Source organism: Pseudomonas sp. HS6 (assembly GCF_023375815.1).
GTDB lineage: Bacteria > Pseudomonadota > Gammaproteobacteria > Pseudomonadales > Pseudomonadaceae > Aquipseudomonas.
Genome location: NZ_CP067412.1, coordinates 1,971,196 through 1,995,144, shown reverse-complemented (window position 1 = coordinate 1,995,144; position 23,949 = coordinate 1,971,196). Strand labels below are relative to the sequence as shown.

Genomic DNA, 23,949 nt, shown 5'->3' with positions numbered 1-23,949 from the left:
ACAGAACGGCACCTTCGGGTGCCGTTTTTTTCAGCCTTCGATTTCACGTTTCACCGCCCGGCGTACGGCTTTGAGGATGGCGCCTTCAAAGGCGTTGTGCCCGGCGTGCAGCAAACGGCAGTGAAGGTTCATCCGCTCTCTGAGCCAGCGCACGCTGGCCATGCCGAAGGTATCGCGGATGCCCTGGATCAGCAGGGTGTTGTCGTCGAGGATCAGGTCTTGGTTTTTTGGCTGGAAGAAATAGCCTTGCAGGTGGTAATGCAGCTCCAGGCGGATGGCGAGCACTGCTTCCTGATCGACGAAACTCTCCAGCGTGCCGGGGCAAACCGTCTGCCCCGTGCGGCGCAAAACCCCATTCAACCATTCAATGGCGGCGACACGCTGTTGCAATGGGCAGCCTTCACGGAGTATCCGGTAGATGTCCCTGGCGCGATGGCCTGACGTCGCTTGAGGCGATTGTGCCAACCCGTCATGGAGTGCCTGATCGTATGACCGGACATTGGCTGCGAAAGGTACGAACACCGAGACCAGTGTGGTTTTCAGCAGGTGCTGCGGATAGCGCTGCTGGTACTGGATCGCCAGCCAACTGCCCCATGAAACGCCCAGCACACTGATTTTTTCGAAGCCGAAGTGCTGGCGCAGGGCGTCGATGTCTTCGACACACAGGCCGGTGGTGTTGTCGCGCCGTTCGCCGTAGGGCGTCGAGCGCCCGCAACCGCGCTGGTCAAACAGGATGATGTCGAAGCGGCGCAGGTCGAAGAACTCCAGATGATGACGACTGCAGCGCCCGCCGGGGCCGCCATGCAGGAAAAACACCGGTTCGCTTCCCGCAATGCCATGGCGTTCCCAGTAGAGTTGATGGCCATCACCGGTCGGGTAATAGCCTCTGCCTTGCAGGGAAAAGGTCATGTTGAGTTGGCCGTCAGGCGATATCGGGTTTATGGATCGGGTTTGTGTTCATGCATCCAATGGCGCTCATGGTGTGTGCTTCCTGGTTGTCTGTTGAGTGAACGGTTTCAAGCGAGAGCCGAATCTAGAAGCACAGCGACGATGAGGTCAAAGATGACCAGAGGTTTCCAATCGCGGTTTTTGGGAGCGCCGAAGTACCTACTGACAAATTGTGAGTAGACACGCCACGATCGACGTAAAGGCTTGTTTTAGAGGGGGTGGACGGGGTGGTTGAAGGCGAGCGAAGCGACGATGCATTAGCCCTCAACAACGTTTTGTTTCATGCCTTTGTCAGACGTTTCATCGCTAGGTCGACGCAAATTCGCACTGAAAGGTTTGCGAAGACTTATGGCGGATGTGTGCGGTGATTTTTCCGATGGAGATTGAGAAAACACCGCACAAATCTGTTTGAGGGTCTTAATGCTTTTCTGCGAACACTGGGAACACCAGACTGAAAACCGTCATCGCCCCCGGACGGCTCTGCACCTGCGCGGTGCCCGAATGCAGGCTCATGATCGAACGCACGATGGCCAGCCCCAGACCGGTGCTGCCCTGCGAGCGGGTGCGGCTGCTGTCGACCCGGTAAAAACGGTCGAACAGATGCGGCAGATGCTGCGCTTCGATACCCGCGCCAGGATTACTCACCCGCAACGCCGCTTGTGTCGGCGCCTGTTCGATGAACAGCGAAACGGTTTTGCCGGGCGGGCAGTGGCGCAGGGCATTGGACAGCAAGTTCGATATCGCTCGCTGAATCATCAGTCGGTCGCCAGAGACCTGCGCGCTGCCGACCACCTTCAGATGGATCTGCTTGTCCTGCGCCGACAGGGAAAACAGCTCGGCTACCCGGAACGCCTCTTCTTCCAGTGCAATCGGCTCGAACGAGGCGTGCGCCATCGGCTGGCTGGCCTGGGCCAGAAACAACATGTCCGAGACAATTCGCGCGACGCGCTCCAGCTCTTCGGTGCAGGACACCAGCACGTCGGTGTATTCCTCGACCGAGCGTTCCCGCGACAGCGTGACCTGAGCCTTGCCCATCAGGTTGTTGATCGGTGTACGCAGCTCATGGGCCAGATCATCCGAGAACTGCGACAACTGCTGCACACCGCTGTCCAGGCGATCGAGCATGACGTTGATGCCTTGCGCCAGCTCGCTGAGTTCCTGAGGCATGTTCACCACCGACAACCGGTGATCGAGATCCTGCGTCGTCACTCGCGCCGCCACTTTGCGAAACTCGCGCAGCGGCGCGAGTCCGCGCTGCACCGCGCCCCATGCGGTCAGGCCGATGAACACCAGCAGCAGCGGCAAGGCAATCAGCGTCGAGCGCAAGTAGGCGCTGAGCAACGCCTGATCATGGGCATTGTCCATCGACAGCAGCACCGGTACGTTGCTGCCGTCCTTCAGACGAATCAGCTTTGATGCAGTAAGAAATTTCGCACCTTCCGCATCGGTGCTGTCGGTGAAGGTCAACTGATCAGTCGTCTCTCGCACCACCTTCAACTCGATCCGTGGATCCGCCAATCCCGAGCCGGACTTGAGCAGGGGGGAGCGCAGTTTGCTGCGGTCATAAATCGTCAGCGTCAGGTTGTCATGCCCCATGACCTGATCGAGCAGAATGTGCGGTTTGCCACTGACCTCATTGGCATCGACGTACAGCGAGAGGCTGTGTTCCACCTGCGCCATCTTCTTTTCCAGGCTGTCCCGGGACAATGCATTGAGCTCATGAGTCAAGGCGAAATACGCGAGGATCGCCAGGAACACCACCAGCAACGCGCCAAGGATGCTGACGGTCAGACCCAGTCGCAGCGACAGGCTGGCCGGCTTCATTCCCGCGCCTCCAGCACATAGCCGACACCGCGCAGGGTGTGGATCAGTTTGCTGTCGAACGGGTCGTCGATCTTCGCCCGCAAGCGGCGGATCGAAACTTCTACCACGTTGGTGTCACAGTCAAAATTCATGTCCCACACCAGCGAGATGATCTGAGTGCGGGTCAGCACTTCGCCGGACTGGCGCATCAGCAGATGCAACAGGGCGAACTCCTTGGTGGTCAGGTCGATGCGCTGCGTGCCGCGAAATGCCCGGTGGCGGCCCGGATCGAGTTCCAGATCGGCGACCTTGAGCACCTGCGGCACCGGGATGTTTTCGCTACGGCGCATTAGGGTGCGCACCCGGGCCAGCAGTTCCGGAAACTCGAACGGCTTGACCAGATAGTCGTCGGCGCCCAGATCCAGACCCCGGATCTTGTCCGCCAGTCGACCGCGTGCGGTGAGCATCATCACTCGGGTCGAGTGGGTGCGGCGCAACTGCTCCAGCACGCCCCAACCGTCGAGTTCCGGCAGATTCACATCCAGAATGATCAGGTCATACACCTGTTGTTGCGCCAAGTGCAAACCATCCGCGCCATTAACGGCGTGGTCAACGATATAACCACTTTCGGTCAGACCCTGGTGCAAGTATTCGGCAGCTTTAAGCTCGTCCTCGACGACAAGGATTCGCATGATTTTTCACCACTTATATTTAATGGGCTTTTAATTAAGGTGGCCGGGAAAGTTATTGTTTTTGTAGGGGCTTCCGGACGGTTTCAATAACTGAATGGCGTGCACGGTAAAGGCTGTAGTGGCTACAGAGTCAACGCCTGAGGCCTTTAAGTCGGCCATCCGCGACAGCCTGTCGCAGCAGAAAAGCGAATTTTCCATGACTCCGGTTTCGGCAAGAGCTATTCGGCGGATAACTAACGTGCATTTGTTTCCATGTATTGCAGCAAAGCCATTCGAACTTCGAATCCTAGAGCAAAACAACTTCTATAAACCGTGGATAACGGATTTGTAATTTTCCAGTCACCTTGTCGATAAGTTCAAAACCCTACCGTGGCGCAATCAAAGAATCTTCATTGAAGGAAGCCTTCCATTGCCCGGTTTAATAGAACGGACGGCGCGAACGCGCCTGAAAAAAACCGCCAGCGGCCTCTTGTTGTTGGCCTGTACAAGCCTTGCCAGTGCTTCGACCCTGACCCTGGATCAGGCCCTGCAAACCGCCTTTGCCGGCAACCCGGATCTGGCCGCAGCGCAGTGGGAAATCGGCATTGCCGAAGGTGACCGCAAACAGGCTGGTCTGATCCCCAACCCCGAGGTTTCCTGGGAGGCCGAAGACACCCGGCGCCAGTCGCGCACCACCACGGTGATGCTCAGCCAGCCGATCGAACTGGGCGGCAAGCGTGGCGCCCGGATCGACGTCGCCAGCCGTGCCCAGGACGCTGCCGGCATCGAACTGGAGCGCAAGCGCAACGCATTGCGCGCCGATGTGATTCAAGCGTTCAACGGCGCGCAAACGGCGCAGCAACGGTTGCAACTGGCCCGGCAGTCGCTGCAACTCGCCGAACACGGTTTGCGTGTTGCCCAAGGGCGGATTGAGGCGGGGAAGTCGTCGCCGGTGGAAGGTACTCGTGCGCAAGTACAGCTCTCGGAAGTGCGCCTGGAACTTAGCCGCGCTGAGCGCGATCAGGCCAATGCGTACCAGCAACTGGCGCAGGTCATGGGTGCACCGTTGCCGACTTCGACCTCAGTGCAAAGCGCTGCTCAGACCCTGGCGAATGTCCCGCCGCCGACCCGTTTGCTTGAGCGCCTGAACGAAACAGCGGAGCTGCGTCTGGCCAAGTTGCAGATCGACCAGCGCGAGGCGTCGCTGGGGCTGGAAAAGTCCCAGCGGATTCCCGATCTCACCGTCAGCATCGGAAGTCAGTACAGCGAAACCGAGCGCGAACGGGTCAACGTGGTCGGGCTGTCGATGCCGATCCCGCTGTTCAACCGTAATCAGGGCAATGTGCTGGCGGCGGCGCGGCGTACCGATCAGGCGCGGGATCTGCGCAACGCTACCGAGTTGCGCTTACGCACAGAAATCCAGACCACGCTTGCGCAATGGCAGACCGCCAACGGCGAAATCAAAGCGTTCAACCAGACCATCCTGCCCGCCGCGAAAAGTGCGGTGGACAGCGCCACTCGCGGTTTCGAAATGGGCAAGTTCGGCTTCCTCGACGTGCTCGACGCCCAGCGCACGCTGATCAGCGCCCGTACTCAATACATCCAGGCGGTGAGCGAGTCGACCGACGCTCGAGTCCGCATCGAACGCATTTTCGGCGACCTCAGCGTCAGCCCTTGAATTTCAACTTTTTGATCACTGCGCGAAGGCTCGGCGCAGAGGAGTTTCCATGGACAAAAAACTGATTGTGGTCGCTGCGGCGACCTTGGCGTTGGGCATTGGTATTGGCTCGATGTGGACGGCCAACTCAGGCATCGACGCGCATGCCGATGAGGCCGCCGAACATGCGGATCACGCCGAAGAGGGCGCTGCCGCTGAAGGTGAACATGGCGAAGAAGGGCACATCGAACTGACGGCCGAACAGATCGCGGCGGCGGGCATTCAACTGACAGAGGCGAAGGCGCAGCGCATCAGTCTCGGCTTGCCGTTCCCCGGCGAAGTGCGCTTCGACGAGGACCGCACCGCGCATGTGGTGCCGCGCGTACCGGGCGTGGTCGAGTCGGTGTCGGTCAATCTCGGGCAGTCGGTGAAGAAGGGCCAGTTGCTGGCCGTGATCGCCAGCCAGCAGATTTCCGATCAGCGCAGCGAACAGGCGGCCGCGCAACGCCGTCTGACCTTGGCGCGCACGACGTTTGAGCGTGAGAAGAAACTGTGGCAGGACAAAATTTCCGCCGAGCAGGATTTCCTCCAGGCGCGTCAGGCTCTGGAAGAAGCCGAAATCGCCCTGAACAACGCCCGGCAAAAAATCAGCGTGCTCAGCGGCAGCGTGGTCGCCACCGGCGGTAATCGCTATGAACTGCGGGCACCGTTCGACGGTGTGGTAGTGGAAAAACACCTGACGCCGGGCGAGGTGGTCGATGAAACCACGGCGGCGTTCACGCTCTCGGATTTATCCCGGGTGTGGGTCACCTTCGGCGTGTCACCGAAGGATCTGAACAAGGTGCAAGTGGGCAAACCCGTCACGGTCAGCGCAGCGGAATTGAACGCCGAAGTCACCGGCACCGTGGCCTACGTCGGCAGCCTGCTCGGCGAACAGACCCGTACCGCGACCGTTCGCGTCACCCTGGAAAACCCGCAAGGTTCGTGGCGTCCCGGCCTGTTTGTCACCGCGCTGGTCGCGACCGACAGCCGCCAGGCCAAAGTCGCCGTACCGGAAACCGCGATCCAGACCGTCGAGGACAAACCCACGGTGTTCATCCGCACGGACGACGGCTTCAAGGCGCAAGCGGTGGAGCTGGGCAGTCGCGCGGCGGGTCAGGTGGAAGTCACCGCCGGACTGGAACCGGGCGTGCAAGTCGCCAGCGCCGGCAGCTTCGTCCTCAAATCGGAGCTGGGCAAAGCCTCGGCCGAGCACAGTCATTAATCGCGGAAGACTCCCATGTTCGAACGCCTGATCCAGTTTGCCATCGAGCAGCGCATCATCGTGCTGCTCGCCGTTCTGCTCATGGCCGGCCTCGGTATCGCCAGTTATCAGAAACTGCCGATCGACGCTGTGCCCGATATCACCAACGTCCAGGTGCAGATCAACACCGGCGCGGCCGGGTTCTCTCCGCTGGAAACCGAGCAACGCATCACCTTCCCGATTGAAACCGCGATGGCCGGCCTGCCGGCGTTGGAGCAGACCCGCTCGCTGTCGCGTTCGGGGTTGTCCCAGGTCACGGTGATCTTCAAGGACGGCACCGATCTGTTCTTTGCCCGGCAATTGGTCAACGAGCGCCTACAGTCCGCCAAGGAGCAATTGCCCGAGGGCGTGGAGGCGGTGATGGGACCGATTTCCACCGGGCTTGGCGAGATTTTTCTGTGGACGGTCGAAACGAAAGACGGCGCGCTGAAAGAAGACGGCACGCCCTACACGCCGACCGATCTGCGGGTGATTCAGGACTGGATCATCAAGCCGCAATTGCGCAACGTCCCCGGCGTCGCCGAGATCAATACCATCGGCGGCTTTGCCAAGGAGTACCAGATTGCCCCCGATCCGAAAAAACTCGCGGCCTACAAACTGACCCTCACCGATCTGGTGACGGCGCTGGAGCGCAACAACGCCAACGTCGGCGCCGGCTACATCGAACGCAGTGGCGAGCAATTGCTTATACGCGCACCGGGCCAGGTAGCGAGCACCGAGGACATCGCCAACATCGTCATGGCCAACGTCGACGGCACGCCGATCCGGATCAAGAACGTCGCCACCGTGGACATTGGCCGCGAGCTACGCAGCGGCGCCGCCACGGAAAATGGCCGCGAAGTGGTGCTCGGCACCGTGTTCATGTTGATCGGCGAAAACAGCCGCACGGTCTCTCAGGCAGTCGCCGCCAAGCTCGATCAGATCAACAAATCCTTGCCCGACGGCGTGCTCGCGGTGCCGGTGTACGACCGCACGCATCTGGTCGACAAGGCCATCGCCACGGTGAAGAAGAACCTCGTCGAAGGCGCGATTCTGGTGATCGCGATCCTGTTTCTGTTCCTCGGCAACATCCGCGCTGCGCTGATCACGGCGATGGTGATTCCGCTGTCGATGCTGTTCACCTTCACCGGCATGTTCAGCAACAAGGTCAGTGCCAACCTGATGAGCCTCGGCGCGCTGGACTTCGGCATCATCGTCGACGGCGCGGTGGTGATCGTCGAAAACACCCTGCGACGGCTGGCCCATGCGCAGCAGCATCACGGGCGTCTGCTGACGCGATCCGAGCGTTTCCATGAAGTGTTTGCAGCGGCGAAAGAGGCGCGGCGACCGCTGATTTTCGGCCAGTTGATCATCATGGTCGTGTACCTGCCGATCTTCGCCCTGAGCGGCGTCGAAGGGAAAATGTTCCACCCGATGGCGTTCACAGTGGTCATCGCGTTGCTCGGCGCAATGCTTTTGTCCGTCACTTTTGTGCCGGCCGCGATTGCGCTGTTCGTGACCGGCAAGGTCAAGGAAGAAGAGGGCGTGGTGATGCGCGGTGCACGTCGCGTTTATGCACCGGCGCTGGCCTGGGTCATGTCCCATCGCACTGTGGCGGTCGGCGCGGCGTTGGGGGTGATCGTGCTCAGTGGGGTGGTCACCAGTCGCATGGGCAGCGAGTTTGTGCCGAGCCTCAGTGAAGGCGATTTTGCCTTGCAGGCGTTGCGCGTGCCGGGCACAAGTCTGACGCAATCGGTGGACATGCAGCAGCGGTTGGAAACGTTGATCCTCAATAAAGTGCCAGAGGTTGAACGCGTGTTCGCCCGCACCGGCACTGCCGAAATCGCCTCCGACCCGATGCCGCCGAACATTTCCGACAGTTACGTGATGCTCAAACCGAAAGACCAATGGCCGGATCCGGGCAAGTCTCGCGAAACCCTGATGGCTGAACTGCAACAAGCCGCCGCGACGCTGCCGGGCAGCAACTATGAACTGTCGCAGCCGATCCAGTTGCGCTTCAACGAGCTGATCTCTGGTGTGCGCAGCGACGTGGCGGTCAAGGTGTTTGGCGATGACATGGACGTGCTTAACGCCACGGCGGCGAAGATTGCCGCTGCCATGCAGAAGGTCAACGGCGCGTCCGAGGTCAAGGTCGAGCAAACCACCGGTCTGCCGGTGCTGACCATCAACATCGACCGCGACAAGGCAGCGCGTTACGGGCTTAACGTGGGCGATGTGCAGGACACCATTGCGGTAGCCGTCGGCGGGCAGAAGGCCGGGACGTTGTATGAAGGCGACCGTCGATTCGACATGGTGGTGCGTTTGTCCGACGCCATGCGCAAGGACGTCGACGGTTTGTCGGCGTTGCTGATTCCGGTGCCGGCGGCTGGCGGTGAGGCGGCCAGTCAGATCGGCTTCATTGCGCTGAAGGATGTTGCCAGCCTCGATCTGGTGTTGGGGCCGAATCAGGTCAGTCGCGAGAACGGCAAACGCCTGGTGATCGTCAGCGCCAACGTGCGTGGGCGGGATATCGGCTCTTTTGTCGCCGAGGCGGGCGAGGTGATCGAGCGCGACGTGCAGGTGCCGGCGGGATACTGGAGCACCTGGGGCGGCCAGTTCGAGCAACTGCAATCGGCGGCCAAACGCTTGCAGGTCGTGGTGCCAGTGGCGTTGCTGCTGGTGTTCGGGTTGCTGTTCATGATGTTCAACAACCTCAAGGACGGCTTGCTGGTGTTTACAGGGATTCCGTTTGCGCTGACCGGCGGGGTCATGGCGTTGTGGCTGCGGGACATCCCGTTATCGATCTCGGCGGGTGTCGGTTTTATCGCGTTGTCCGGCGTGGCGGTGCTCAACGGGCTGGTGATGATCGCCTTTATCCGCAACTTGCGGGAGGAGGGGCGCTCGCTTTCCGAAGCGATTCACGAAGGCGCGCTGACGCGATTGCGCCCGGTGCTGATGACGGCGCTGGTGGCGTCCCTGGGCTTCATTCCGATGGCCCTGGCGACCGGCACCGGGGCAGAGGTGCAGCGACCGCTGGCGACGGTAGTGATTGGAGGGATTCTGTCCTCGACCATCCTCACGCTGCTGATACTGCCGGCGCTGTACCAGCTCGCGCATCGAAGGGATGAGGAATCGCTCCCTACTGCTTAGTCACTTCCTTGTTTGACAACAGGCCCGCATTTGCGGGCCTTTCTACATAACGGATATGTAATTTCGGCGCCACCGTCACGAAAGGTTCGGATTGTTACCTTGATCCCGTCAGTTACTTAAATGAGGAATCAAAGATGAAAGTTGCACAGATTGGTGCGTTTGCCGTGGCTCTGATGATGTCTTCGCTGGTGTTGGCCGAAGGTGGCGGTGACCGCACTTTCGACCGGATGATGACCGCCAACGACCGCTCCGTGGAGCTGTTTGTGGCCAAGGAGAAGGCCCGTGATCCTGTCGTCGTGAATGACAAAAAGGATGAAAAGACCCAAGACTTGTAAGCGTGCTGCCAGTGAATGAGCCCGTCATCGCGCATCGATGGTGGGCTTTTTTATGAGTCGTGTTTTGAGGGAAATGAATATGAAATTTCTAAAGCTGTTGGCGTTCACCGGTGTCATGGCAATGTCTTTGAATGCGTTGGCCGAAGGCGGTGGTGACAGAACGTTCGACCGGGCGCTCAGCGCCAATGCCCAAGCCATGGAACAGTACGCGGCCGCCCAGGGTAAAGCGGCGCCGGTGGTCAAGGAATACGAGTACGGAATGAAGCTGGATGTGAAGAAAGTGGTCAGCGTTGTCCGGCCGAAGAATGAATGCGCGGTGGTGCCGGCCGCGATGACTTATGAGGACTCCAAAGGGCAACTCAATACCGTCACCTACAGCGTAATGGGCAACTGTCGTCAGCAGGGTGGCTAACGTTCATTCCCACTGAAGCGCCCGGTTCATGTTCAGTGAGTCGGGCTTTTTTTCACGCATAAAAAAGGCGCCCCGAAGGACGCCAAAGGATTCACCTCTTACCAAAGGAGCAAGGAGCTTCTAAAGGTGAATGTGTATTGCTCGTGAAACTCAGAGAATCGCCAGCGGGTATTCGACAATCACCCGTACTTCATCCAGATCGGACTCGAATGCCGTGGCACGGGTGGTGGCCTGGCGCAGACGCAGCGACAGGTCTTTCATCGAGCCGCTTTGCACCACGTATTTGACTTCAATATCACGCTCCCAGCGCTTCTGATCGGTCAGCGGATTGCCGTCGGCATCGCGGCGCATGTACACGGCGTTGGCGTTGGAGTAGTCGGCGTCGGTGCCGCGCGCATAACGGGTCATGAACGACAGGCCCGGCACGCCGTAAGTGGTCATGTCGAGGTCGTAGCGGACCATCCATGAACGCTCTTTCGGCGAGTTGAAGTCGCTGTACTGAATGGAGTTGTCGAGGAAGATCGAGTCGGACTGGCGCAGGTAATCGAAGTCGTCGTTGCCGTTGTTGCGCTGGTGGGAAAGGGCGACGGAATGCGCGCCGAGTTTCACCCCGACGCGGCCGCTCCAGATGTTGTTGTCGAACTGGCCGAGCAGTTGTTTGCCTTCGTCGACGGCCTTGTAATAGTTCAGGCCACCGAACAGCGACAGGTCATCGGACAAGGGATAGGTCCAGGCGGTGCCGGCGTAGTACTGGTTCCAGGCATCTTTCAGGCGACTGGAATACAGGCTGAAACTGAGGTTTTTGTTCAGCGCATAATCGCCGCCGCCATAGGCGATCCACGGCGAGTTCACCGGGCCGGCATAGAAGGTCGCGAAGTTCTCGCGCATGTCGCTGGATACCGGTTGGCTCATCGCATGCAGCCGGCCGCCCTGAATCGACAGACCTTCGATGCTGGTATTGGTCGCCGTCACACCGCGAAAGCTTTCCGGCAGCAGTCGCGAATCACCTGCTGCAACTACTGGGTTGGCCGGGAATACATCGCCGATTTTCACCACCGTATCGAAGGCCCGTACTTTGGCGGCGCCTCCGACCTTGGTGTATTCGTCCCGTGCTTTGCCTTCGCTGTCGACCGGCAACACATCGAACGAACTGCGACCACCATTGCGCCCGTCACCGGTGTCGAGTTTCAGACCGATCATGGCAAACGCATCGACCCCGACCCCAACGGTGCCTTGGGTGAAGCCGGATTCGAACTTGCTGATGACCGCATGGGCCCAGGCTTCGGAATAACCGTTGCCCGTCGGGCTGGACTGGCCGTTGCGGTGATCACGATTGAAATAGAAGTTACGGTTGAGGACTGTCAGGCTGCTGCCTTCGATAAACCCTTCGGGTTTTTCTTCTGCAAACACCATGGACGGCCCGGAGCCGACGACCACTGCTAAAGCGGCCATCGATATTTTTGTGTTGTTAACCATCAATCACTCCTGAGTTCGGCAGAACGAGAACGAGCTTCGGCGTGGGTTTTATTGTTCGAACGGGCAAGGGCCCGCCGGGAGGATCGCCGGGTGACATCGTTGCAGGCTGCGGATAACGCGGAGGTGATTGGGGGATTACAATTTTGTCAGGTGGGTTAGGTTGGAGTTCGATTTTTCAGCTTGGGGCAGATTTCTGTTTCCCCACTTGTGATCGGTATCTGCTTTGGCAAATTCAGCGTGTGGGTTTTCAGAGTGATTTTGCCTTCGCGTGCGGCTGCCAAGTCTCTGAGGCCATCCATCAGTTCCGAAAAAATTTCGCGTTTCATTATTCGTCCTCGTCTCGATTGAACCCTTGAGCAGGCAAGCAACATAGTGGTATTGCCCCTCGGCTGGCTGTAGGACGAAACGGATATGCTGGCGAGAGCTTTCGATAAAGAAGAGAAGAAGCTTCGCAATTGACGTGACGGTTCAATCCGCAGCACTATCCAGCCATGACTGCCCAACATCGAATGACCATGATGTGCTCCTCTATGACCGCTTCCGGCGGGCCATAAGGTCATGCATGTCTGGTAAATGACGTGTTACCCAAAGCCCCGCCAGAAATGGACGGGGCTTTTTCATTGCCCGTCCGCACATGGCTCAAGGAGAGAGAAATGTTCGAAATGAAAAGAGCCACCCCGGACGATGCCGGGATAGCGTTCGAGATTCGGCGACTGGCGATCCGGTATCAATGCATTGGTGCTTACAGCGAGCAGCAAATGCTCGACTGGACAAAAGGCTCAGCGGCAGACGGTTATTACACGCTCATGCAAAAGCATTTCTATCTGGGTTACGTTGAGGGTGAGCCCGTGGCAACCGGCATGCTCGATCTGGAGCACCGCGAAATCGGCGCAATATTCATTCATCCGGATTTCACGCAGCGCGGGCTGGGCAAGCGAGTACTGCACTTTCTTGAAGCGCTGGCGCGGAGTCTGGGACTGGCAGAGGTTTGTCTGGATGCGACTTTGAATGCCGCTGTTTTTTATCGGCGCTGCGGTTACGTCGGGGAGGGGAGTGCGGTTTATCAATCGCCTTCAGGTCTGCAACTGGCCTGCGTGCCAATGGTGAAGAAACTGTGATGGCACAAACGCAAAAACGGCACCCGAAGGTGCCGTTTTTTATTGCGCTAGCAAAACTTCAACGCGACTGTCGCGAGGGCTAGATCAAAATGGCCAATGAAGTGTATTTGGCAACGATGGGATCTGCAGTGAGAAGCTTCATGGGTTCCGTCATGGCGGTTGCCACAATAAGGCGGTCGAACGGGTCACGGTGGTGAGATTCCAGATCCTTCACCGCAATCGCGTGTTCTGATGAAACAGGCAACTCAATGAACCCGCTTTCGACGCAATATCGCCGAATCTCATCCAGATCAACGCTCAGTTTTCCCAGGCCGACCTTGATCGCCATTTCCCAGAACGTCGCGGCGCTGACGTAGATTTCAGCTGCATTATTGATGAGTTGTCTGGCTTTACCGGATAGCTTCTGATCATCGGCGAGTACCCAGAGCAACACATGGGTATCGAGTAACACCCTCATGCTTTCTGGCCTTCAAAGGCATCCAGCAGATCGCCCGGCAGGGCGGCATCGAAGTCGTCGGTCACGACAAGTTTGCCCTTCATCGCGCCAATTCGCTGTCCGCGTGGCCGTTCCACTGGAACCAGACGGGCAAGTGGCCGGCCATGCTTGGCAATAGTGATGACTTGCCCGGCGGCTGCGTCATCGACCAGTTTGGATAAATTGTTTTTGGCTTCGGCCAGCGGAACAATGATCATGGTTCGTCCCTCGTATTCTGGACAAATATAGCCAGAACTCCGTGGGGCTGCAAAGTTGAACGAAGCCTCAGTGCAGATGAATGACGCAAGGGGAGGTTTTTCGTTGTAGCGCTCAGGCGGGACTTCGTTCTGGCATCCACCCGCAAAAGCGCCATAACCATCGACCAACTCGTAAAAGGTCTCGCGTTTCATTATCTGTTTTGCCTCGATTGATGTTTTCCGCAGGCACTCAGGATAGAGGCACACCCTCAATTCTGGCTGTAGGACGGACCTGACAGTATTGCGCGAGTTTTCGGGAAATTCAGCAAGAGAACAAAGCAGCGGTAACAAATCCCACAAAAACAAAAACGGCACCCGAAGGTGCCGTTTCTGTTTGTAGCCAGCTATCGCTGAGCAATCAGCCCGCCAGACCCGCCTGCTGAACCAGGGTCAGCAACGGTTGTGGGTAGACGCCGAGGAAGAACGCCACCAGGGCGATCGCCAGCAGCATCACGCCGCCTGCTTTCTGTTCCCAATGCAACTGGGCATCGTGGCGACGCAGGTTCGGTTCGATCAGGTACAGGGTGACCATCACGCGCAGGTAGTAGAACACGCCGATGGCGCTGCCCAGAACCAGGGAGCCGACCAGCCACCATTGGTGCGACTCGACACCGGTGGCGATGATGTAGAACTTGCCGATGAAGCCTGCGGTCAGCGGGATACCGGCCAGGGACAGCATCATCACGGTCAGTACGGCGGTCAGGTACGGACGGCGCCAGAACAGGCCGCGGTACTCGTACAGCGCGTCTGCGTCGCGACCGTTGTACGGCGAGGACATCAGGGTGATTACGCCGAACGCGCCGAGGCTGGTGATCACGTAGGTGACCAGGTACACGCCGATGGCTTCCACCGCCAGACCCTTGCTCGCCACCAGCGCGATCAGCAGGTAACCGAAGTGCGCGATGGACGAGTAACCGAGCAGACGCTTGAGGTTGCTCTGGGTCAGGGCCAGCAGGTTACCGAACAGGATCGAGGCGATGGCGATGATGGTCAGCACGTTGCTCAGAACGCCACTGCTTGCGGCAGGGGAGATCTGGAACAGACGCACCATGACCGCGAACACAGCCACTTTCGAAGCGGTGGCGAGGAACGCGGCCACCGGTGCCGGAGCACCTTCGTACACGTCCGGCGTCCACAGGTGGAACGGTACCAGCGACAGTTTGAACGCCAGACCGATCAGCATCATGCCCAGGCCCAGTTGCGCCAGCGAGCTCGGCAGGCCGGTTGCGGCCAGTGCCTGACCGATACCAACGAAGCTCAGGGAACCCGAGTCTGCGTACAGCAGCGCCATACCAAACAGCAGGAACGCGGAACCGGCGGCCGACAGCACCATGTACTTGATGCCGGCTTCCAGCGAACGCTTGTTGAAGAAGGCGTAGGCCACCAGACCGTAGACCGGCACCGACAGCAGTTCCAGACCGATGAACAAGCCGGCCAGGTGCTGCGCGCTGACCAGAACCAGGCCACCGGCGGCGGCCATCAGGATCAGCAGGTACAGTTCTTCACGGTTGCCCGGGTAACCCGAACCGCCGTCGCCGAGGTAGGCATGGGCGAGGGTGACACAAGCGAGGGTGGCGACCAGGATCAGCGCCATGTACAGGCAGGCAAAGGTGTCGATCTGCAGCAATGGGGTCACGGCCAGAGGCGCGACTTTCAGGGCTGGCAGGATCGACAGCAACGCCAGGTTCAGACCTGCCACCGAAATCAGGAAGGTCTGTGAGTGGTTGCGGCGCCAGGCGATTGCCAGCATCACCACGATAATGGTGAGGCTGGTGATCAACAGTGGCGCAAGCGCAATAAAGTGTTGAATCGTGAATTCCATAGCGCTCTTACCGGGCCGAAGCGAGTTGAGTGAAGGCGGTGCCGAGCCACTGCTGCACGCCATGCATCGTGGCGGCAGAAGTGTCGAGGAACGGTTGCGGGTAGACGCCGAGGTAAATCAGCAATGCCGCAAGGCCCAGCACCATGATCAGTTCGCGACCGTCCATGCCGTGCAGGATCGAGTCCGATTTGGCCGGACCGAAGTAAGCGCGGTGGATCATGATCAGCGAGTAGACCGAACCGAACACCAGACCGGACGTGGCAATCGCGGTGATCCATGGAGCACTGGCGAAAGTGCCGATCAGGATCAGGAACTCGCCGACGAAGTTACCGGTGCCCGGCAGACCCAGGGAGGCGGCTGCGAAGAACAGGCTGATCGCCGGCAGGTAAGCGATACGCGACCACAGACCGCCCATCTCACGCATGTCACGAGTGTGCAGACGCTCGTACAGCTGACCGCTGAGGATAAACAGTGCCGCGGCCGACAGACCGTGCGCCAGCATCTGGATCACTGCACCTTGCAGCGCCAGTTGGCTGCCGGAGTAGATGCCGATCAGTACGAAGCCCATGTGGGAAACGGACGAGAAGGCGATCAGACGCTTGATGTCGGTTTGGGCGAACGCCAGGAACGCACCGTAGAAGATCCCGACCAGGCCCAGGGCCATGGCGAACGGCGCGAACTCGGCCGAGGCGTTCGGGAACAGCGGCAGGGCGAAACGCAGCAGACCGTAGGCCGCGGTTTTCAGCAAGATACCGGCGAGGTCGACGGAACCTGCGGTCGGTGCCTGGGCGTGAGCGTCAGGCAGCCAGGAGTGGAACGGAACCACGGGCAGCTTGACCGCGAAGGCGATGAAGAAGCCGAGCATCAGGATGTACTCGGTGGTCATCGACATCTTGGTCTTCAACAGATCGGCGTAGTTGAAGGTGATCACGCCGGTGCTGTTGTAGTTGACCAGTACCAGACCCAGGATCGCCACCAGCATGATCAGGCCGGAAGCCTGAGTGAAGATGAAGAACTTGGTCGCGGCGTAGATCCGGGTTTTCTTGCCGTCCGAAGAACTGTGACCCCAGAGCGCGATGAGGAAGTACATCGGCACCAGCATCATTTCCCAGAAGAAGAAGAACATGAACAGGTCGAGGGCGAGGAACACGCCGACAACGCCGCCCAGGATCCACATCAGGTTCAGGTGGAAGAAGCCAACGTGACGCTGAATCTCTTTCCACGAGCAGAGTACCGACAGGATACCCAGCAGACCGGTCAGCAGGATCATCAACAGCGACAGGCCGTCGAGGGCCAGGTGCACGTTGATGCCGAAGCGCTGGATCCAGACGTGCTTGAACTCAAGCGCCCAGGTCGGATCGGCGCCAGGCGCCGGAGCAAATGAATAGTCACCGTGGGCCCACAGCCAGAGGCCGAGGGCGAGTTCCAGGGTCATGGTCAACAGCGCAATCCAGCGGGGGAGGGTAGCGCCGAAGCGCTCACCCATCCAGCACAGCAGGCCGCCGATGAAGGGGATCAGGATTAGCCAAGGCAGAATCATGACGGGCTCGTTTCCTTTCGCAAATTCGCAAGGTTCATATCAGACCGCTACCAGCACGACAGCGCCGATTACCAACACGGCACCAGCAGCCATCGAAGCAGCGTACCAACGCAGTTGACCGGTTTCGGTACGGCTCAGGGCGGTGTGACCACCCTTGGCCATACGCGGGATCAGACCGATGGTCTGGTCGAGCGGGTCTTTGCGCAGCATGTGGCTGATCGCAAGGTACGGCTTCACGAACAGTTTGTCGTAGATCCAGTCGAAGCCCCAGGCAGCGAACCACCAGGCCGAAAGGAAACGGCCGATGCCGCTGTTGGCGATCGCAGTCACGAAGCGACGCTTGCCGAGGAACAGCAGGGCCGCCAGCAGGATACCGGCCAGAGCGATGGCGCCCGACGCGATTTCCAGACTGTGCTTGGCTTCGCCACCGGCGTGGCCAACGCTTTCCGGCAGTACGCCGTGCAGCGGTGGAACGATCATGGCGCCGACGAAGGTCGACAGCACGATCAGCACCGACAGTGGCAGCCAGTGAGCGATGCCGTGACCGGCGTGAGCTTCGGTCTTGGCTTCACCGTGGAACGTGATGAAGATCAGGCGGAAGGTGTAAAGCGAAGTCATGAACGCACCGACCAGACCTGCGTACAGCAGACCGTGGTTGCCGCTGGCGAACGCTTCCCAGAGGATTTCGTCCTTGGAGTAGAAGCCTGCGGTCACCAGTGGCAGAGCAGCAAGGGCGGCACCACCGACGATGAAGCTGGCGTAGGCCAGTGGCAGCTTTTTCCACAGACCGCCCATCTTGAAGATGTTCTGCTCGTGGTGGCAGGCAACGATCACCGCACCGGAAGCAAGGAACAGCAGGGCCTTGAAGAAGGCGTGGGTCATCAGGTGGAAAATCGCGCCATCCCAGGCGCCAACGCCCAGCGCCAGGAACATGTAGCCGATCTGGCTCATGGTCGAGTAGGCGAGGATACGTTTGATGTCGGTTTGCACCAGCGCGGCGAAACCGGCCAGTACCAGGGTCACACCACCGACGATGCCGACCAGGTGCAGGATTTCCGGCGCCAGGGTGAACAGGCCGTGGGTACGGGCAATCAGGTAGACACCGGCGGTTACCATGGTTGCGGCGTGGATCAGTGCCGAAACCGGGGTAGGGCCGGCCATTGCGTCCGCCAGCCAGGTTTGCAGCGGCAGTTGTGCCGATTTACCGACCGCGCCACCCAGCAGCATCAGGGTGGCCAGGGTGATCCAGAAGTCGCCGACCTGGAATTTCTGCGGTGCCAGCACCAGCAGTTCCTGGATGTTCAACGTGCCCACTTGCTGGAACAGGATGAACAGGCCGATGGCCATGAACACGTCGCCGATCCGGGTCACGATGAAAGCCTTAAGTGCGGCGTTACCGTTGTTGCGGTTGCTGTAGTAGAAACCGATCAACAGGTACGAGCACAGGCCCACGCCTTCCCAGCCGAAGTACAGGAACAACAGGTTATCGCCGAGCACCAGGAACAGCATGCTGGCGATAAACAGGTTGGTGTACGAGAAGAAGCGCGAGTAACCCGCTTCGCCGCGCATGTACCAGGACGCGAACAGGTGGATCAGGAAGCCCACGCCCACCACCACGCCGAGCATGGTGATCGACAGGCCGTCGACGTAGAGGGCGAAGTTCGGCTTGAAGCCTTCCACCGCCATCCACTGCCAAAGCACCAGGGTGTAGTGACCGCCTTCGGGAGGCGCGACGTTGAATTGCCAGATGACGTAGGCAGCGACAATCGCCGACAAGCCAATGGAACCCACGCCGATCAGCGCCGAGAGGTTTTCCGACCAGCGTCCACGGGAGAACGACAGCAGCAGGAAACCGATCAGAGGGAATACGAAAGTCAGAAAGATCAGGTTCATCCGCGCATCTCACTGGCAGCGTCGATATCGAGCGTGTGGAAGCGGCGATACAGTTGCAGCAGGATCGCCAGGCCAATACTGGCTTCGGCGGCTGCAAGGCTGATCACCAGGATGAACATGATCTGTCCATCCGGTTGCGCCCAGCGGGCGCCCGCAACGATGAAGGCCAGTGCAGAGGCGTTCATCATCACTTCCAGACTCATCAACACGAACAAAATGTTGCGGCGGACCATCAGGCCGACCAGACCAAGGCAGAACAGGATGCCGGCAACGGCCAATCCATGTTCGAGAGGGATAGCAGGCATGTCTTACTCCTTCGCCTCGTTACGGCCCAAATGGAACGCCGTGACGGCTGCAGCGAGCAGCAGCATCGAGGCGAGTTCGACCACCAGCAGATACGGACCGAACAGGCTGATGCCCACGGCTTTTGCATCTACGGTGGTGTGGCCGATGGCCTGACCGCTCTGGTGAGCGAACAGCACATACAGCAGTTCGGCCAGCAGCAGGGCGCCGAGAATCACCGGCCCCGCCCAGATACCGGGCTTGAGCCAGACGCGTTCCTGCTGAACCGAGGCCGGGCCCAGGTTCAGCATCATCACTACGAACACGAACAGCACCATGATGGCGCCAGCATAGGCGATCACTTCCAGCACGCCGGCGAACGGAGCGCCGAGTGCGAAGAAGGTCATGGCCACGGCGATCAGCGAAATGATCAGGTAGAGCAGGGCATGCACAGGATTGGTGTTGGTGACCACACGCAGTGTGGACACAACAGCGATACCCGATGCGAAATAGAAAGCGAATTCCATCGTTCTTCCTTAAGGCAGCAAGCTCTTCACGTTGATCGGCTCGGCTTCGTTTTGTGCGGCGCCTTTCGGCTTACCGGCAACGGCCATACCTGCAACACGATAGAAGTTGTAATCAGGGTTTTTGCCGGGGCCGGAGATCAAAAGATCTTCTTTCTCGTACACCAGGTCCTGACGTTTGAACTCGGCCATCTCGAAATCCGGCGTCAGCTGGATCGCGGTGGTCGGGCAGGCTTCCTCGCAGAGACCGCAGAAAATGCAGCGCGAGAAGTTGATACGGAAGAAGTCCGGGTACCAGCGACCGTCTTCGGTTTCAGCTTTCTGCAGCGAGATGCAACCGACCGGGCACGCCACGGCGCACAGGTTGCAGGCTACGCAGCGTTCTTCGCCATCGGGGTCGCGGGTCAGGACGATACGGCCACGGTAGCGTGGCGGCAGGTAGACCGGCTCTTCCGGGTATTGCAGGGTGTCACGCTTGCGAAAGCCATGGCCGAAGACCATGACCAGGCTGCGCAACTGGGTACCGGTACCCTTAACGATGTCGCCAATATATTTGAACATGGGTCAAATCCTCACTGAACCGCAACTGCAGGCGTGTTCCACAACACGATTGCAGCGGTCACCAGCAAATTGATCAGGGTCAGTGGCAGGCAGAATTTCCAGCTGAAATCCATCACCTGGTCATAACGCGGACGCGGAATGGAAGCGCGCAGCAGGATGAACAGCATGATGAAGAACGCGGTCTTCAGTGCGAACCAGACGAAGGACAGTTGCGGCAGGATGCCGAACGGACCGTGCCAGCCACCGAAGAACAGGGTGACCAACAGCGCCGAGATCAGGATGATGCCGATGTATTCACCGACGAAGAACATGCCCCATTTCATACCGGCGTATTCAATGTGGTAACCGTCGGCCAGTTCCTGTTCCGCTTCCGGCTGGTCGAACGGGTGACGGTGAGTCACGGCCACGCCAGCGATGAAGAAGGTACAGAAGCCGAAGAACTGCGGAATGATGAACCACAGGTTCTGCGCCTGGTACTCGACGATGTCGCGCATGTTGAACGAGCCAACCTGCACCACGATGCCCATCAGGGCCAGGCCCATGAACACTTCGTAGGACACGGTCTGCGCCGAGGCACGCAAGCTGCCGAGGAGGGCGAACTTGTTGTTACTCGACCAGCCGGCGAACAGCACTGCGTAGACCGAGAGACCAGCCATGGCGAAGAAGAACAGCAGGCCGATGTTCAGATCCGCCACGCCCCAGGTCGGGGTGATCGGAATGATCGCGAACGCGATCAGCAGGGCGGACATGGCCACCACCGGTGCCAGGGTGAAGATCACCTTGTCGGCAAACGGCGGGGTCCAGTCTTCCTTGAAGAACATCTTCAGCATGTCGGCAGCGATCTGGAACATGCCGAACGGGCCAACGCGGTTCGGACCGTAGCGGTCCTGCCACCAGCCCAGCAGGCGACGTTCGACAAAGCTGAGCAGCGCACCCGCGACCACCACGGCCAGCAGGATGACCACAGCCTTGACGACCGAGAGGATCACATCGATCACTTCAGGGGTGAACCAGGTCATTGCGCTGCCTCCTGCAGACCATCAACGGTTTGGCCGAAAATCGCCGGCGGAATGCCTGCCAGACCGGCCGGCAGTGCAACCAGGCCAGCGCCCAGCTCTTCATTGATGCGCAGCGGCAGACGCAGGGTCTGGCCGGCAACATTGAGGCTCAGCAGAGCACCGTCGTTGACGCCCAGGCGATCCGCTTCGGATTTCGCCAGGCCAACGTAGGCGGCCGGAATGCGTTCCTGAACCGGAGCGGCTTTCGACGAGTTCTCGTCGCTGCCGAACAGGTGGTAGAACGGCACGGCTTGCCAGGTGCCCTGGGCCGGGTTGAACGCGCGCGGAACACTGGCGAACCAGTTCAGCGAGTCACCGGTGCTTTCGATCAGGCGGGTGCCCGGATCGCCAGCGCGCAGGTGACCACCGACTTCGTCCTGGAACTTGTTCCAGGCTTGCGGCGAGTTCCAGCCCGGCGACCAGGCGAAAGGAACCTGCTGACGTGGTTCGACGGAGCCCGAGTAACCTTCCATCGAGAAGGCGAACGCGGTGTCCTTGTCTTGCGGGGTGCGTGGTTCGTGAACGCTGATGTCGGCGCGCATCGCGGTGCGACCGGAGTAACGCAGCGGCTCACGGGCCAGTTTCAGACCCTTGATGCGGAACGAGGCGGACGGTGCAGCGTCGACGATACGCGCCAGTTGCCCGGTGCTCGAAGCAACGGCAGCGGTGACGTGGTCGAGTTGCGTCCAGTCGATCGGCTGGTTCAGCAGGGTGGCGCGCAGGGCGTGCAGCCAGCGCCAGCCTTCGTGGACCAGAATGCTCGAGTCCATGTATTGCGGGTCGAAAACCTGGAAGAAGCGCTGGGCGCGGCCTTCCTGGCTGACCAGCGTACCGTCGCCTTCAGCGAAGCTGGCGGCTGGCAGAACCAGATGCGCGCGGTCACTGGTAGCGGTCTTCTGATGGTCGGCAACGATCACTACTTTCGCAGCGTTCAGTGCAGCATCGACCTTGGCTTTGGCGGTGCGGGTGTACAGATCGTTTTCCAGCACGACGATGGCGTCGGCCTTGCCGTCAATGACCGCTTGCAGTGCGGCATCAACCGATTCGCCACCAAGCATGGCCAGGCCGAGGCTGTTGGCTTCCGGCACGATCAGGCTGATCGAACCGTTCTTCTCGCGCAGCTTCAGGGCTTTGGCGATGTTCGCAGCGGCTTCGATCAGGGCTTTGGAACCCAGCGAAGTACCGGCGATGATCAGCGGACGCTTGGCTTTGAGCAGGGCGTCGGCGATGCGCTTGGCCAGTGCCAGGGCTTCGGCGTCCAGACCTTCGACGGCCGGTGCGCTGGCGTCCAGGGCGTGAGCCACGGCGAAACCGATGCGGGCCAGATCGTCCGGAGCTGCGTGTACGCACTCTTCGGCGATGTCGTCGAGCTTGGTTTCAGCCAGGCTGGCGATGAACAGCGGGTTCAGCTCGTGCTGACCGATGTTCTTCACGGCGGCGTCGAGCCAAGGCTGAACGCGCATGGCTTCAGCCATGTCTTCGGCCTTGCCTTTTACCGACTGACGCAGGGCCAGGGCCATGCGGGCGGCGGTCTGGGTCAGGTCTTCACCGAGGACGAACACGGCGTCGTGGTCTTCGATGTCGCGCATGTTCGGCACTGGCAGCGGGCTGTCTTTCAGCACTTGCAGGACCAGACGGATGCGTTCGAGCTCGGAGGCTTCGATACCGGAGTAGAAGTGCTCGGCGCCGACCAGTTCACGCAACGCGTAGTTGCTTTCGAGGCTGGCACGCGGCGAACCGATACCGACGATGTTGCGACCGCGCAGCAGGTCGGCGGCTTTGTCCAGCGCAGCATCCAGGCCAAGCTTGGTGCCGTCGGCCAGCAGCGGCTGACGTGGACGGTCGGTGCGGTTGACGTAGCCATAACCGAAACGGCCACGGTCGCACAGGAAGTACTGGTTCACCGAACCGTTGTAACGGTTTTCGATGCGACGCAGTTCGCCGTAACGCTCGCCCGGCGAGATGTTGCAACCGCTGGAGCAGCCATGGCAGATGCTCGGCGAGAACTGCATGTCCCATTTACGGTTGTAGCGCTCGGAGTGAGTCTTGTCGGTGAACACACCGGTCGGGCAGACCTCGGTGAGGTTGCCGGAGAACTCGCTTTCGAGGGTGCCGTCTTCAACGCGACCGAAGTACACGTTGTCGTGGGCGCCGAATACACCGAGGTCGGTGCCGCCGGCGTAGTCCTTGTAGAAACGCACGCAGCGGTAGCAGGCGATGCAGCGGTTCATCTCGTGGGAAATGAACGGGCCCAGTTGCTGGTTCTGATGGGTGCGCTTGGTGAAGCGATAACGGCGCTCGTTGTGGCCGGTCATCACGGTCATGTCTTGCAGGTGGCAGTGACCGCCTTCCTCGCACACAGGGCAGTCGTGCGGGTGGTTGGTCATCAGCCATTCGACAACACTGGCGCGGAACGCCTTGGATTCATCATCGTCGATGGAGATCCAGGTGTTGTCGGTGGCCGGAGTCATGCAGGACATGACGATGCGACCACGGGTGTCGTTCTCGTCGGTGTACTGCTTGACCGCGCACTGGCGGCAAGCCCCGACGCTACCAAGCGCGGGGTGCCAGCAGAAATAAGGGATGTCGAGGCCCAGCGACAGACATGCCTGTAACAGGTTGTCTGCCCCGTCGACTTCGAGCGCTTTGCCGTCTACGTGGATAGTGGCCATGGTTCAAAGGTCT

21 protein-coding genes are annotated in these 23,949 nt (G+C 59.8%); 6 read left to right on the top strand and 15 right to left on the bottom strand.

Going from position 1 to position 23,949, the window contains the following annotated elements:
• Positions 1-30: 30 nt before the first annotated feature.
• From JJN09_RS09205 to JJN09_RS09195, 3 genes are all read right to left on the bottom strand, one after another.
• Positions 31-909, bottom strand: coding sequence for an alpha/beta fold hydrolase (locus JJN09_RS09205; protein WP_249486967.1), 879 nt, complete (start codon positions 907-909; stop codon positions 31-33).
• A gap of 456 nt (positions 910-1,365) precedes the next feature.
• Positions 1,366-2,772, bottom strand: a complete 1,407-nt coding sequence (locus JJN09_RS09200) for a heavy metal sensor histidine kinase (protein ID WP_249486965.1) — start codon at positions 2,770-2,772, stop codon at positions 1,366-1,368.
• Positions 2,769-3,443: a heavy metal response regulator transcription factor gene (locus JJN09_RS09195; RefSeq protein ID WP_249486964.1), complete on the bottom strand. Its 675-nt coding sequence runs from the start codon at positions 3,441-3,443 to the stop codon at positions 2,769-2,771. The genes JJN09_RS09200 and JJN09_RS09195 overlap by 4 nt, the downstream gene beginning before the upstream one ends.
• A 409-nt stretch (positions 3,444-3,852) precedes the next feature.
• Here JJN09_RS09195 and JJN09_RS09190 point away from each other — a divergent pair, with 409 nt between their 5' ends.
• The 5 genes from JJN09_RS09190 (at position 3,853) to JJN09_RS09170 (ending at position 10,258) form a co-directional block, all read left to right on the top strand.
• A complete protein-coding gene (locus JJN09_RS09190) occupies positions 3,853-5,100 on the top strand; it encodes a TolC family protein (protein WP_249486963.1) in 1,248 nt (415 codons plus the stop codon).
• A gap of 49 nt (positions 5,101-5,149) precedes the next feature.
• Positions 5,150-6,343, top strand: a complete 1,194-nt coding sequence (locus JJN09_RS09185; protein ID WP_249486961.1) for an efflux RND transporter periplasmic adaptor subunit — start codon at positions 5,150-5,152, stop codon at positions 6,341-6,343.
• A gap of 15 nt (positions 6,344-6,358) precedes the next feature.
• Positions 6,359-9,511 (top strand): CusA/CzcA family heavy metal efflux RND transporter, encoded by a 3,153-nt coding sequence (locus tag JJN09_RS09180; RefSeq protein ID WP_249486959.1) that lies wholly within the window; start codon positions 6,359-6,361, stop codon positions 9,509-9,511.
• A gap of 134 nt (positions 9,512-9,645) precedes the next feature.
• Positions 9,646-9,846: a co-regulatory protein PtrA N-terminal domain-containing protein gene (locus JJN09_RS09175; protein WP_249486957.1), complete on the top strand. Its 201-nt coding sequence runs from the start codon at positions 9,646-9,648 to the stop codon at positions 9,844-9,846.
• A gap of 79 nt (positions 9,847-9,925) precedes the next feature.
• The gene (locus tag JJN09_RS09170) at positions 9,926-10,258 is read left to right on the top strand and encodes a DUF2790 domain-containing protein (RefSeq protein ID WP_249486955.1); all 333 of its coding nucleotides are present in this window, start codon (positions 9,926-9,928) and stop codon (positions 10,256-10,258) included.
• Between the two features lie 150 nt (positions 10,259-10,408).
• Here JJN09_RS09170 and JJN09_RS09165 read toward each other — a convergent pair whose 3' ends face one another.
• Both JJN09_RS09165 and JJN09_RS09160 read right to left on the bottom strand, forming a co-directional pair.
• Complete coding sequence (locus JJN09_RS09165; RefSeq protein WP_249486953.1) at positions 10,409-11,734, bottom strand: OprD family porin; 1,326 nt, start codon at positions 11,732-11,734, stop codon at positions 10,409-10,411.
• Between the two features lie 155 nt (positions 11,735-11,889).
• Positions 11,890-12,060 (bottom strand): hypothetical protein, encoded by a 171-nt coding sequence (locus JJN09_RS09160; protein WP_249486951.1) that lies wholly within the window; start codon positions 12,058-12,060, stop codon positions 11,890-11,892.
• 327 nt (positions 12,061-12,387) lie between these two features.
• On the opposite strand from JJN09_RS09160, the gene JJN09_RS09155 reads away from it, so the two are divergent.
• Positions 12,388-12,852, top strand: coding sequence for a GNAT family N-acetyltransferase (locus tag JJN09_RS09155; protein ID WP_249490781.1), 465 nt, complete (start codon positions 12,388-12,390; stop codon positions 12,850-12,852).
• A 79-nt stretch (positions 12,853-12,931) separates the two neighbouring features.
• Here the strand turns inward: JJN09_RS09155 and JJN09_RS09150 are convergent, their stop codons facing one another.
• From JJN09_RS09150 to nuoG, 10 genes are all read right to left on the bottom strand, one after another.
• Positions 12,932-13,309 (bottom strand): type II toxin-antitoxin system VapC family toxin, encoded by a 378-nt coding sequence (locus JJN09_RS09150; protein ID WP_249486949.1) that lies wholly within the window; start codon positions 13,307-13,309, stop codon positions 12,932-12,934.
• Positions 13,306-13,737 (bottom strand): type II toxin-antitoxin system Phd/YefM family antitoxin, encoded by a 432-nt coding sequence (locus JJN09_RS09145; protein ID WP_249486947.1) that lies wholly within the window; start codon positions 13,735-13,737, stop codon positions 13,306-13,308. The genes JJN09_RS09150 and JJN09_RS09145 overlap by 4 nt, the downstream gene beginning before the upstream one ends.
• A gap of 205 nt (positions 13,738-13,942) precedes the next feature.
• A complete protein-coding gene (gene nuoN, locus JJN09_RS09140) occupies positions 13,943-15,406 on the bottom strand; it encodes an NADH-quinone oxidoreductase subunit NuoN (RefSeq protein WP_249486945.1) in 1,464 nt (487 codons plus the stop codon).
• A gap of 7 nt (positions 15,407-15,413) precedes the next feature.
• Positions 15,414-16,946 carry an NADH-quinone oxidoreductase subunit M gene (gene nuoM, locus JJN09_RS09135; RefSeq protein ID WP_249486943.1) on the bottom strand — a complete coding sequence of 511 codons (1,533 nt, stop codon included), beginning with the start codon at positions 16,944-16,946 and terminating at the stop codon, positions 15,414-15,416.
• 39 nt (positions 16,947-16,985) lie between these two features.
• Positions 16,986-18,839, bottom strand: a complete 1,854-nt coding sequence (gene nuoL / locus JJN09_RS09130; RefSeq protein WP_249486941.1) for an NADH-quinone oxidoreductase subunit L — start codon at positions 18,837-18,839, stop codon at positions 16,986-16,988.
• Positions 18,836-19,144, bottom strand: coding sequence for an NADH-quinone oxidoreductase subunit NuoK (gene nuoK, locus JJN09_RS09125; protein WP_003180046.1), 309 nt, complete (start codon positions 19,142-19,144; stop codon positions 18,836-18,838). The genes nuoL and nuoK overlap by 4 nt, the downstream gene beginning before the upstream one ends.
• A gap of 3 nt (positions 19,145-19,147) precedes the next feature.
• Positions 19,148-19,648 (bottom strand): NADH-quinone oxidoreductase subunit J, encoded by a 501-nt coding sequence (nuoJ, locus tag JJN09_RS09120; RefSeq protein WP_249486939.1) that lies wholly within the window; start codon positions 19,646-19,648, stop codon positions 19,148-19,150.
• A gap of 9 nt (positions 19,649-19,657) precedes the next feature.
• The gene (gene nuoI, locus JJN09_RS09115; protein WP_007951461.1) at positions 19,658-20,206 is read right to left on the bottom strand and encodes an NADH-quinone oxidoreductase subunit NuoI; all 549 of its coding nucleotides are present in this window, start codon (positions 20,204-20,206) and stop codon (positions 19,658-19,660) included.
• Between the two features lie 11 nt (positions 20,207-20,217).
• Complete coding sequence (gene nuoH, locus JJN09_RS09110; protein WP_249486938.1) at positions 20,218-21,225, bottom strand: NADH-quinone oxidoreductase subunit NuoH; 1,008 nt, start codon at positions 21,223-21,225, stop codon at positions 20,218-20,220.
• Positions 21,222-23,936 carry an NADH-quinone oxidoreductase subunit NuoG gene (gene nuoG / locus JJN09_RS09105; RefSeq protein WP_249486936.1) on the bottom strand — a complete coding sequence of 905 codons (2,715 nt, stop codon included), beginning with the start codon at positions 23,934-23,936 and terminating at the stop codon, positions 21,222-21,224. The genes nuoH and nuoG overlap by 4 nt, the downstream gene beginning before the upstream one ends.
• Between the last annotated feature and the right edge of the window lie 13 nt (positions 23,937-23,949).

Coding starts and splice junctions, on each gene's coding strand:
- JJN09_RS09205 (WP_249486967.1), bottom strand. CDS start 909: ATGACCTTTTCCCTGCAAGGCAGAGGCTATTACCCGACCGGTGATGGC.
- JJN09_RS09200 (WP_249486965.1), bottom strand. CDS start 2,772: ATGAAGCCGGCCAGCCTGTCGCTGCGACTGGGTCTGACCGTCAGCATC.
- JJN09_RS09195 (WP_249486964.1), bottom strand. CDS start 3,443: ATGCGAATCCTTGTCGTCGAGGACGAGCTTAAAGCTGCCGAATACTTG.
- JJN09_RS09185 (WP_249486961.1), top strand. CDS start 5,150: ATGGACAAAAAACTGATTGTGGTCGCTGCGGCGACCTTGGCGTTGGGC.
- JJN09_RS09180 (WP_249486959.1), top strand. CDS start 6,359: ATGTTCGAACGCCTGATCCAGTTTGCCATCGAGCAGCGCATCATCGTG.
- JJN09_RS09175 (WP_249486957.1), top strand. CDS start 9,646: ATGAAAGTTGCACAGATTGGTGCGTTTGCCGTGGCTCTGATGATGTCT.
- JJN09_RS09170 (WP_249486955.1), top strand. CDS start 9,926: ATGAAATTTCTAAAGCTGTTGGCGTTCACCGGTGTCATGGCAATGTCT.
- JJN09_RS09165 (WP_249486953.1), bottom strand. CDS start 11,734: ATGGTTAACAACACAAAAATATCGATGGCCGCTTTAGCAGTGGTCGTC.
- JJN09_RS09160 (WP_249486951.1), bottom strand. CDS start 12,060: ATGAAACGCGAAATTTTTTCGGAACTGATGGATGGCCTCAGAGACTTG.
- JJN09_RS09155 (WP_249490781.1), top strand. CDS start 12,388: ATGTTCGAAATGAAAAGAGCCACCCCGGACGATGCCGGGATAGCGTTC.
- JJN09_RS09150 (WP_249486949.1), bottom strand. CDS start 13,309: ATGAGGGTGTTACTCGATACCCATGTGTTGCTCTGGGTACTCGCCGAT.
- JJN09_RS09145 (WP_249486947.1), bottom strand. CDS start 13,737: ATGAAACGCGAGACCTTTTACGAGTTGGTCGATGGTTATGGCGCTTTT.
- nuoN (WP_249486945.1), bottom strand. CDS start 15,406: ATGGAATTCACGATTCAACACTTTATTGCGCTTGCGCCACTGTTGATC.
- nuoM (WP_249486943.1), bottom strand. CDS start 16,946: ATGATTCTGCCTTGGCTAATCCTGATCCCCTTCATCGGCGGCCTGCTG.
- nuoL (WP_249486941.1), bottom strand. CDS start 18,839: ATGAACCTGATCTTTCTGACTTTCGTATTCCCTCTGATCGGTTTCCTG.
- nuoK (WP_003180046.1), bottom strand. CDS start 19,144: ATGCCTGCTATCCCTCTCGAACATGGATTGGCCGTTGCCGGCATCCTG.
- nuoJ (WP_249486939.1), bottom strand. CDS start 19,648: ATGGAATTCGCTTTCTATTTCGCATCGGGTATCGCTGTTGTGTCCACA.
- nuoI (WP_007951461.1), bottom strand. CDS start 20,206: ATGTTCAAATATATTGGCGACATCGTTAAGGGTACCGGTACCCAGTTG.
- nuoH (WP_249486938.1), bottom strand. CDS start 21,225: ATGACCTGGTTCACCCCTGAAGTGATCGATGTGATCCTCTCGGTCGTC.
- nuoG (WP_249486936.1), bottom strand. CDS start 23,936: ATGGCCACTATCCACGTAGACGGCAAAGCGCTCGAAGTCGACGGGGCA.